The 9555-nt window shown below is 65.9% G+C and carries 9 protein-coding genes; 5 read left to right on the top strand and 4 right to left on the bottom strand.

All coding sequences use genetic code 11. The features are described 5' to 3' along the window. Positions 1 to 317 precede the first annotated feature (317 nt). The 3 genes from AKL29_RS24370 to AKL29_RS24360 all read left to right on the top strand — a co-directional run bounded on the left by AKL29_RS24370 (position 318) and on the right by AKL29_RS24360 (position 3216). The gene (locus tag AKL29_RS24370; RefSeq protein WP_050385919.1) at positions 318 to 1160 is read left to right on the top strand and encodes a COG3904 family protein; all 843 of its coding nucleotides are present in this window, start codon (positions 318 to 320) and stop codon (positions 1158 to 1160) included. Between the two features lie 347 nt (positions 1161 to 1507). Then, positions 1508 to 2437 (top strand): sulfite exporter TauE/SafE family protein, encoded by a 930-nt coding sequence (locus tag AKL29_RS24365; protein WP_028334608.1) that lies wholly within the window; start codon positions 1508 to 1510, stop codon positions 2435 to 2437. Then, positions 2434 to 3216 carry a TIGR02186 family protein gene (locus AKL29_RS24360; protein ID WP_050385918.1) on the top strand — a complete coding sequence of 261 codons (783 nt, stop codon included), beginning with the start codon at positions 2434 to 2436 and terminating at the stop codon, positions 3214 to 3216. The genes AKL29_RS24365 and AKL29_RS24360 overlap by 4 nt, the downstream gene beginning before the upstream one ends. Before the next feature lies 1 nt (position 3217). On the opposite strand, the gene AKL29_RS24355 is transcribed toward AKL29_RS24360, so the two are convergent. Continuing rightward, a complete protein-coding gene (locus AKL29_RS24355; protein ID WP_050385947.1) occupies positions 3218 to 4528 on the bottom strand; it encodes an aspartate aminotransferase family protein in 1311 nt (436 codons plus the stop codon). A 147-nt stretch (positions 4529 to 4675) separates the two neighbouring features. On the opposite strand from AKL29_RS24355, the gene AKL29_RS24350 reads away from it, so the two are divergent. Continuing rightward, the gene (locus tag AKL29_RS24350; protein ID WP_028334605.1) at positions 4676 to 5167 is read left to right on the top strand and encodes an Lrp/AsnC family transcriptional regulator; all 492 of its coding nucleotides are present in this window, start codon (positions 4676 to 4678) and stop codon (positions 5165 to 5167) included. 14 nt (positions 5168 to 5181) lie between these two features. On the opposite strand, the gene AKL29_RS24345 is transcribed toward AKL29_RS24350, so the two are convergent. From AKL29_RS24345 to AKL29_RS24335, 3 genes are read right to left on the bottom strand one after another with little or no spacing between them, the layout of a single operon-like run. Continuing rightward, positions 5182 to 6513 (bottom strand): NRAMP family divalent metal transporter, encoded by a 1332-nt coding sequence (locus AKL29_RS24345; RefSeq protein ID WP_050385917.1) that lies wholly within the window; start codon positions 6511 to 6513, stop codon positions 5182 to 5184. Between the two features lie 58 nt (positions 6514 to 6571). After that, positions 6572 to 7336 carry an MBL fold metallo-hydrolase gene (locus AKL29_RS24340; RefSeq protein WP_050385916.1) on the bottom strand — a complete coding sequence of 255 codons (765 nt, stop codon included), beginning with the start codon at positions 7334 to 7336 and terminating at the stop codon, positions 6572 to 6574. Then, positions 7333 to 8259, bottom strand: a complete 927-nt coding sequence (locus AKL29_RS24335) for a DMT family transporter (RefSeq protein ID WP_050385915.1) — start codon at positions 8257 to 8259, stop codon at positions 7333 to 7335. Before AKL29_RS24335 ends, AKL29_RS24340 begins: the two co-directional genes overlap by 4 nt. Before the next feature lie 98 nt (positions 8260 to 8357). On the opposite strand from AKL29_RS24335, the gene AKL29_RS24330 reads away from it, so the two are divergent. Next, positions 8358 to 9221 carry a LysR family transcriptional regulator gene (locus AKL29_RS24330; protein ID WP_028334601.1) on the top strand — a complete coding sequence of 288 codons (864 nt, stop codon included), beginning with the start codon at positions 8358 to 8360 and terminating at the stop codon, positions 9219 to 9221. Positions 9222 to 9555 lie beyond the last annotated feature (334 nt).

Raw genomic sequence — 9555 nt, 5'->3', positions numbered from 1 at the left:
GCCCGCCGGCGGCTGGGATGGCGCGGCCGCGCAGCCCGCAGCGGCGAAACCGGTCAAGCAACCCTCGAAGCGGACAGCGGCGCTCGCCGCTCCAGCTCACTAAAGCATGATCCGGAAGAGTGCGAAGCGGTTTTCCGAAAAGATCAAGCTCAAACAAGGAGCTAAAGCGCGATGACGATTCAACCTAATCTCATCGCGCGTTAGGTTCGAGACGGCTGCGGCGCCTTGACGGCGCCGCTGTCCTATACCTCCGACCTTCGGCCGTGTAGACAGGCGCGCAGTTCCGCGCCGTCGGCGTACGTTCCGGAGGGTCAGGCTTGTCTGTCGACGATCGCCAGGATGATGGAACGGGCCACCGTTCGTCGCCGACCGGTCCCCGGGTTGCGCCGCCGCGGCAGGCGCCGTCTCCATTTGCCCCGCGCCCCTCGGCCTCGCCTCCGCCGACGCCGCAAGGGAACGCGGCATCGCCGCCCCGCGCCTTCCGGTTCTCGCTCTGGTCCATCATCATCTTCGTGCTGCTGTTGTCGAGCGTCGCCATCCAGGCTTACCGGGACCTGTCGACGCCGGGCGCCTGGGACTTCTGGCGCGAGACCTACATCGCGGCCAGCATGACGTCCGCGGTGATTCCCGACGTCGACATCGACGGATCGGGCCGCGGCCGGCGGGCGCTTGCGATCAGCGGCAAGATCGGCTCGGCCAGCGCGAGTTGGTTCCGCGACCGGCTCAGCGAGGCGCGTCTCGCACCAGGCGACGTCGTGCTGCTGTCGTCGCCCGGCGGCGCGCTGAACCAGGCCGCCATCATGGGCGAGGTCATCCGCACGCGCGGGCTCGTCACCGCGGTCGCCACCGCCGATGCCTCGGGCAAGCTCCGCCCCGCGTCCTGCGCCAGCGCTTGCGTCCTGGTCTATGCCGGCGGCCAGACCCGCTATGGCATCGCGGGCTCGCGGCTTGGCGTGCATCGCTTCACGACGAGCGCGCCGGTCAGCGATCCCCTCGCCGAGGCACAACGCATCCAGGGCATGGTGCTGGGCTACATGACCAAGATGGGCGTCTCCTCCGCGATCGTCGAGGCGATGTCGCAAACCTCCGATATCCGCTGGCTGAACCCGAAGGAAGCGCTCGCGCTGAACCTGATCACCAGGCCTGTCGATCGGCCCTAAAGCATGATCCGGGAAAGTGCGGAGCGGTTTTCCCTCGCGACAAACGCGGAACGCGTTTGCGCGGAGATCATGCTCAAACAAGGCGACACGGGCGTCATTAATCTGAATCATCAACCACGTCCGCAGCACGGCGGCCGGATGCGGCGAAAAATGCCCCCGGGAGCGGATTCTTTAGTCCCTCCCCCCGCCGAATTCGGTTATGCAAGAACGCGGCAATCGACCCGCGTTCGCCTGCGTCTTGCGCGCCGACCGGATTCGTTCAGCCGGAGAATGCCCGACCAGAACGACATCACGCCGTAATGCGGCCTTGTGCCGAGTTCGCGGCGAACCGACAAGAAGCGACGCGCGTGCAGCTCTATCTCCCGATCGCCGACATTCCGGTCAATGTCTTCCTCATCCTGGCGATGGGCGCGGCGGTTGGATTCGTCTCCGGCATGTTCGGCATCGGCGGCGGCTTCCTGATGACGCCGCTGCTGATCTTCGTCGGCATCGCGCCCGCGGTCGCGGTCGCCTCCGTCGCCAGCCACATCGCGGCCTCCTCGTTCTCCGGTGCCATTTCCTATTGGCGCAGACGCGCGATCGACCCGCTGCTGGCGGCGGTGTTGCTGATCGGAGGCACGCTCGGCACCACGCTCGGGGTGTGGACCTTCACCTTCCTGCGCTCGCTCGGCCAGCTCGACCTGATGATCGCGCTGTCCTACGTCATCCTGCTGACGACGGTCGGCGGGCTGATGTTCTGGGAAGGCCTGCGCGCGATGCTGCGCGCCCGCGGCGGCCGCCCCGTCACGCTGCGCAAGCCCGGCAGCCATGGCTGGATCCACGGCCTGCCGCTGAAGCTGCGCTTCAAGCGCTCCAAGATCTACCTCTCCGTCATCCCAGTGGTCGTGGTCGGGCTCGCGATCGGCTTCATCGGCGCGGTGATGGGCATCGGCGGCGGCTTCATCCTGGTGCCGCTGATGATCTATGTGCTGCGGGTGCCGACCTCCACCGTGATCGGCACTTCGATGGTGCTCACCCTCGTCACCATGGTGTTCGCAACCATGCTGCACGCGGTGACCAACCATCTGGTCGACGCCGTGCTGGCGCTGATCCTGATGGTTGGCGGCGTCACCGGCGCGCAGTTCGGCGCCCGCGCCGGCCAGAAGATCCGCGGCGAGCATCTGCGCCTGCTGCTCGGCCTGCTCGTGCTCGCGGTCGGCATCCGCTTTGCGGTCGAACTGGTGATCCGGCCGCAGGACCTGTTCAGCATCCGTGAAACCGGCGGAGCCCCGCCATGAGGCTGCGCGCGGCGCTCGCGATCATCGGCCTCGCCGCCGCCAGCCTGGCGGCCGCGCCCGCTCATGCCGAGCGGCTGATCGTGTCGGTCTCCAACCACCGCGTCACGGTGACGCCGAACTATTCCGGCGGCGAGCTCGTGCTGTTCGGCTCGGTCGAGAAGGACGACAAGACGCCGGCCAATCGCAGCAATTACGATCTCGTCGTCACGGTGTCCGGCCCGCGCGCCGACATGGTGACGCGGCGCAAGGAGCGCAAGTTCGGCATCTGGATCAACACCGACTCGCGCCAGTTCCTGCAGGTGCCGGGCTATCTCGCGCTGTTCTCGAATCGCCCGTTCGACCAGATCGCCTCGCCCGAGGTGCAGCGGCGGCAGCAGCTCGGGCTCAACAACGTGCTGCTGATGCAGCGGGTCGGGCCCGACTATGCCGACGTGGTGCCGAACGACCCGTTCCGCAGCGCCTTCGTGCGGCTGCGCTCCGAGCACGGGCTGTACCGTGAGGCGACCTCGGCGGTGACCTTCCTGACCCCGACCCTGTTCCGCACCGGCATTCCGCTGCCGGCGGAAGTGCCGATCGGCACCTATAATGTCGAGATCAAGCTGTTTTCCGACGGCGCGCTGGTGACCAAGGCCGAGACCGCGTTCGAGATCGTCAAGGTCGGCTTCGAGCAATTCGTCGCCACCACTGCGCGGCATAACGGCCTTGTCTACGGCCTGATCACCGCGTTCATGGCGCTGATGACCGGCTGGATGGCCTCAATCGTGTTCCGCAAGGATTGATCTAGCCAGCCCTGCTTTGCAATGCGCTTTCGAACGCGTCGCTGAGGATCGAGAGGCCAAGATCGATCTCGTCGTCGCTGATTGTCAGCGGCGGGGCGATCCGGAATACGCTGCCCATGCCGGGCAACTGAACGATGTTGGTGCTCAGTCCAAGCTGCATGCAGCGCTGAGAGACGCGCGTTCCGAGCGCTTCGTCAGGCTCCTTGCTGAAACGATCGCGCACGATTTCGATGCCCTGCATCAGTCCCCTGCCGCGCACGTCACCGATGCATTCGAACCGATTCTGAAGCGCGAGGAGCCCATCCCTCAGCCGCGTGCCCGCGATCCTGGCGCGCTCGACCAATCGGTCGCGCAAGATGATCTCGATGACCTTCAGGCCGACCGCAGCCGGCATCGGATCCGACACATGCGTCGTGTAGAACAGGAAGCCACGTTCATGGCACCGCTCTTCGATCTCGGCGGAGGTGATGACCGCGGCCAGAGGCAGGCCGGCGCCGAGCGTCTTCGACAAGGTCAGGATATCAGGCACGACGCCGTCGCGCTCGAAAGCGAACATGGCGCCGGTTCGACCGAGGCCGGTCTGGGCTTCATCGACGATCAGCAGCATGCCGCGTACCCGGCACAGCTCTTTCAGCTCGGCAAGGTAGCCTTCGGGTAGATCGATCAGCCCGCCGGAGCTGAGGATCGGCTCGGCGATCATGCAGGCAAGCGAGCCGGTCGATTGGCGATCGATCAGATCGAAGGCGTAGGCCAGCTCGGCCCGCCAATCAGCCGCATTGCCGAAGCGCGGGCGATAGGGGTTCGGCGTCGGGATCGCGAGCGAGCCGACCGGCGCCGGACCATAACCCTTGCGGCCGGCCGAATAGGTCGTTCCGGCCGCGCCAGACGTCATTCCGTGCCAGGACTGCGCGAACGCGACGGTCTCGAAGCCGCCGGTGGCGAGCTTGGCCATCTTGATGGCCGCCTCGTTCGACTCGCCGCCCGTGCTGAGCAGCATGACGCGATCAAGCGCCGGCGGCAGCAGGCCCGCAAGCTGTTCGGCCAGCGCGACGACTGGGCGCGTCAGCATGCCACTGAAGAGATGGTCGAGCCGTTCGGCATGCTCGGTGATGGTCTGGACGATCTCCGGGTGACCATGACCGAGCACGGCGCTCATCTGTCCGGACGTGAAATCCAGGATGGCCCGGCCGTCGGCGTCATAGACGAAGGACCCGGAGGCGCGCTCGATGATGACGGGAGCGAACGTCCCACCGTAGCGAATGAGGTGCCGCCGCGCGCGATCCCAAAAGGATTTGTCGTCATTTCCGGCCATGCCCGCTCCTTGCTGCTCGGTCGCAGCGATCAAAGAACCCTCGCATCACATCTTATGCGCGCGGGAGGGCAATGACATTGCGATTTGAGATGCATTTCAGCCCTTCTTCTACAATCAATTGCGTAAAACATCGAAAATGCGAAAGAAATGGGAACCACGATCGTGATCGACGAGATCGACCGGAAGATCCTCGACGTGCTGCAGGTCGAGGGGCGCATCACGAATCTCGAGCTGGCCGAACGGATCGGCCTCTCGTCCGCCCCCTGCATGCGACGCGTTCGCACCCTCGAAGAGGCCGGCGTCATCAACTCCTATGTGGCGCTGGTGGACCCGACGCGGGTTGGACTCGGGTTCGACGTGATCGTCGAGGTCCGTCTCAAGCAACAGAACAGGGAATCCTTCGCGCGCTTCGAGAAGAAGGTGATCGCCCTTCCGGAGGTCGTCGAATGCTGCATGATTGCCGGCGATTGGGATTACTCGCTACGGATCGTGTCCTCGGACCTCGCGCGCTATCAATCGTTCATCCTCGACCGCCTCATGCATCCGGACAGCGATATCGCGAGCTATCGCACGACGATCATCCTGCGAAAGGTCAAATCGACGACCAAGATCGATAGCTCGCTGTTCGGCGAGGGCTGAGGAGTTCGAACAAGCTACAGCAGGAAGCCGATCCCCATCGCGATCACGCTGAGCGCCATCGCGCCGGTCGAGAGCCAGCCGAGCCAGTACAGCCAGCCGCCGACCACAAAGCGGTCCATGACGTCCCGGCGGCGGGCCATGAACATCAACAGCACCATCACGGGCACCGCGAGCACGCCGTTGAAGACCGCGCTCCAGTACAGCGCCGCGATCGGATCGATCGGCGTGAAGTTGAGCGCGATGCCGATGCCGCCCGACAGCCCCAGCACCGAATAGAACGCGATCGCCTCCTTCGGCCTGCGCGTCAGCCCAACCCGCCATCGCCGGCCCTCGCCGACCGCATAGGCCGTCGCACCTGCGAGCACCGGGATCGCCAATAGGCCGGTGCCGACGATGCCGAGCGCGAAGATCACCTCGGCAAACGGCCCGGCGATCGGGCGCAGCGCCTCGGCGGCCTGCGCCGAGGTCTGGATGTCGGTCTTGCCGGTGGCATGCAGCGATGCGGCGGCGGTGACGATGATCGACAATGCGATCAGGTTCGAAAACGCCATTCCCGTGATGGTGTCGGCACGGATGCGCGAGAATTCGCGCCGGGCCCCGTAATGCCGCTCGATCAGCGGATGCTTGGTGACATCGACCCGCTGCTCCTCCGCCTCCTGCGAGGCCTGCCAGAAGAACAGATAGGGTGAGATCGTGGTGCCGAGGATCGCAACGATGGTCGTGAAATAGTCGGCGCTCCAGCTGATGCGCGGCAGCAGCACGCCGGCCAGCGCCTCCATCCACGACACCTTGGCAAAGGCGAGCGCCGCGACGTAGGCGAACAGGCTGAGCGTCAGCCATTTCAGGATAGCGACGTAGCGCCGGTAGTTCATGAAGATCTGCGCGGCCACCGAGGTGACGCCGAACAGCACCACATAGAGGATGGCCGGACCGCCGATCAGAAGCTTTGTGGCATCGGCCATGGCCGAAAGGTCGGCCGCGATGTTGATGGTGTTGGCAATCGACAGCAGCGCCACCACGACCGCGAGCAGCCAGCCCGGATAATGCCGGCATACATTGCCCGCGATGCCATGCCCGGTGATACGGCCGACCCGCGCCGAGATCTCCTGGATCGCGCTCATCAGCGGAAACGTCAGCAGCATGGTCCAACCGATGCCGTAGCCGAGTTGCGCGCCGGCCTGGCTGTAGGTGCCGATCCCCGAAGGGTCGTCGTCGGAAGCGCCGGTGATCAGCCCGGGTCCGAGCGTCTTCAGGACGCGGCTGAAACTGAACGGCTGTCGCCGGGGCTTCGCCGCCGGCGCATCGTCATGTTTGTCGTGTGGTGGGATCGTCCCTTGCCGCGTCATGTCCGGTTCCAGCCGTCTGACAACGAGCCGGATACCGGCAAGGTTCCTGGGACGAAACCTACGGCTCGATGACCGTGGCGATGCCGGGCTCGAGGATGCGCAGACGGCGGCCGAAGCCGAGCGTATCGAAGCTCGCGCGCAGGTCGCTCGCGCTCTGCCGGAAATGCGCCCAGCCGTCGGTATGAACCGGCACGATCACCGCGTCCGCAAAGGCGCGCGCGGTCTCGATCGCGTCATTGGTGTCCATGGTGAGATGGAAGGGGCCGCGGGTTTGCGCTGCGCCTGCGAACGGCAGCACCACGCAGCAGTCGAAACGCCGCGCAACCTCGGCGACGCCGTCGAACCAGGTGGTGTCGCCGCTGACATAGACCGGACGGCCCGGTTTTGCCGGCTGCACGACGAAGCCGATGACGTCGCCGGACAACGGCTCGATCCCGGCCGGTCCGTGCCGCGCCGGCGTCGCGGTGATGGTGAGCGTCCGGCCGCCCTTCTGCAACTCGGTCGAGGCCCAGGGTGCAAAGCCCTCGGCGTTGCCGCCGAGCCGCCTGGCGCCGGCCTCCGTCGTCAGCACGCGCCTCGCGCCTTTGAGGAAATCCCGGCCGGAATGGTCGAGATTGTCGGAATGCTGGTCGTGGCTCAGCAGCACCGCATCGATCGCGCCAACATCGCGCGCGCCGAGCGCGGGGCCCGTCAGCTTCTCCAGTTTCACATGCGGCAATCGATACTCGCCGGGCGCATCGAAGGTCGGATCGGTGAGCAGGCGGAACCCGTCGATCTCGATCAGGGCGGTGGGGCCTCCGACCAGCGTGATGGTGATGCTCACGACATACTCCTGTTGGCCGCGGCGGCTGCCGGGCGGGTCACCAGGTAAATGCCGAGCGCCACCGGAACGATCCCGAGCAGGTCGCGAAATTCGACATGCTCGCCGAGCACGAGGTAGGCGAACAGCATGCCGAGCGGCGGCATCAGGAAGTGATAGGCGCTTGCGGCGGTCGCGCCACACACTTTCAGCAGATGAAACCAGAGCAGATAGGCAAGGATCGAGCCGCCGAGCACGAGGAAGGTGAAGGCGCCGGCAAGCCGCATGCTGGGCACGATGTCGCTGACGCTGGAGAGCGCGAAGGCGAACGGCATCACCGCAAGGCCGCCGGCGATGTTCTGGATGCCGTTGCCGATCCACAGGCTGCCCTTCGGTGCCAGCAGCTTGAACAGCACGGTGCCGGCGACGATCGAGGCGAGCGAGGCCAGCGTGAACAGGATGCCATGCGGGCTGTCCGATCCGACCGACATGCGATGCCAGACGATGAAGGCGACGCCGACGATGCCGAGCACGAGACCAATCACCTTGCGCAAGGTCATGCTCTCACCGAGGAACAGCGCCGCCAGCATGGCGGTGAACACCGGATTGGCCGAGACGATCAGCGCGCCGAGTCCGGCGGAGACCGTCTTCAGGCCGGTATAGCCGAGGCCGAGATAGAGCGCGTTGTTGGCGACGCCGAGCACGGCGAACACCGCCGCATCGCGCCAGGTGAGATCCCATTGGTCGCGGCGCAGCCAGGAGATGGCGAGGATCAGAACCCCGGCGAGCGAAAACCGCGCGGCCAGCAGGATCAGCGGCGGGCAATCGGTGACGCCGATCTTGCCGGCGATGAACGCGTAGCTCCAGAGCAGGCAGAACAGGGCGATCAGCAGCGGCAGGGTGTTGAAGCGGGCGCGCGGGGCGGCCATCGAGGTTGCGGCGGACATGGGCGAATTCTCCTTCGGTCATGATCTAGGCCCACGCCTTGATATTTGGAAATTAAATGATAGACTGGCATGCAGTTGATTTATAAATGGAGGCTGCGATGCTCGACCTGGAGCTGTTGCGCAGTTTCGTCTCGGTGGTCGATGCCGGCGGCTTCACCCGCGCCGGAGAGCGCGTCCACCGCACGCAGTCGACGGTGAGCCAGCAGATCAAGCGCCTGGAGGAGGATGTCGGCCAGCCGCTGCTGATCCGTAGCGGCAAGGATGTCACCCCGACGGAAGCCGGCGAGCGGCTGTTGACCTATGCGCGGCGGCTATTGTCGCTCGCCGAAGAGGCCCGTGACGTGCTCTCGCGACCCGGCAGCGAAGGCGCGATCCGGATCGGCATCACCGAGGACTTTGCCGCCTATCGGCTGACAAAGCTGCTCGCCACCTTCGCGCGCAGCCATCCGAACTTGCGGCTCGACGTGCGCTCCGGCCAGAGCTTGTTCCTTTACCGTGATCTCGAGCGCGGCGATCTCGATCTGGCGCTGATCAAGCGCGCCGCCAATGAGAAGGGCGGCATCGCGGTCTGGCCTGAACGCGTGCACTGGGTCACCAGCAAGAGCCACCCGCGCGATACGACGGCCGGCTCGGTTCCGCTGATCGGTTTCGCCTCGGGCTGTCTCTACCGCGCCCGCGCCATCCATGCGCTGGAGAGCGCCGGCCGCAACTGGCACATGGCCTACACCTCCTCCAGCCTCGCCGGCATCCAGGCCGCGGTCGCCGCGGGCCTCGGGCTCAGCATTCTGTCGGAAATGTCGATCCAGCCCGAGCATCGCGTGCTGACCGCAAAGGACGGCTTTGCGCCGATCGACCGCACCGAGGTCGCCCTCGTCGCCGCCCCCGAAGCCAGCCCGGCGACACTGCGGCTGGCGGACAGGCTGGCGGAGTATTGCGAGAGCGTGCAGGCCAAGGCGGCTTAGGGCGAGATCGCGCCGCTACTCCGCTGTCGTCCCTGCGAAAGCAGGGACCCACAACCACCGCATGCAGTTGTGATGCCGCGCTGGGGCCACAGCTTTGCGCAATCTCGAACAGTGATGGTTCTAGGTCCCGGGTCGCGCTGCGCTTGCCCGGGACGACACCGAATGTGCGGCGCGGCAGGCGAAGGCGGCGCAGGGCTGAGACCGCGCCGCTACTCCGCCGTCGTCCCTGCGAAAGCAGGGACCCATGACCACAGGGTCGAGTTGTTAGAGCAGGCGGTGGCCCAGCGTCGCGCAACAACGACATCGGTGGTTATGGGTCCCTGTGTCTTGGAAG

Source organism: Bradyrhizobium pachyrhizi, assembly GCF_001189245.1.
GTDB classification, from domain to species: Bacteria; Pseudomonadota; Alphaproteobacteria; order Rhizobiales; family Xanthobacteraceae; genus Bradyrhizobium; species Bradyrhizobium pachyrhizi.
This window is presented reverse-complemented; position numbering and strand designations above follow the sequence as displayed.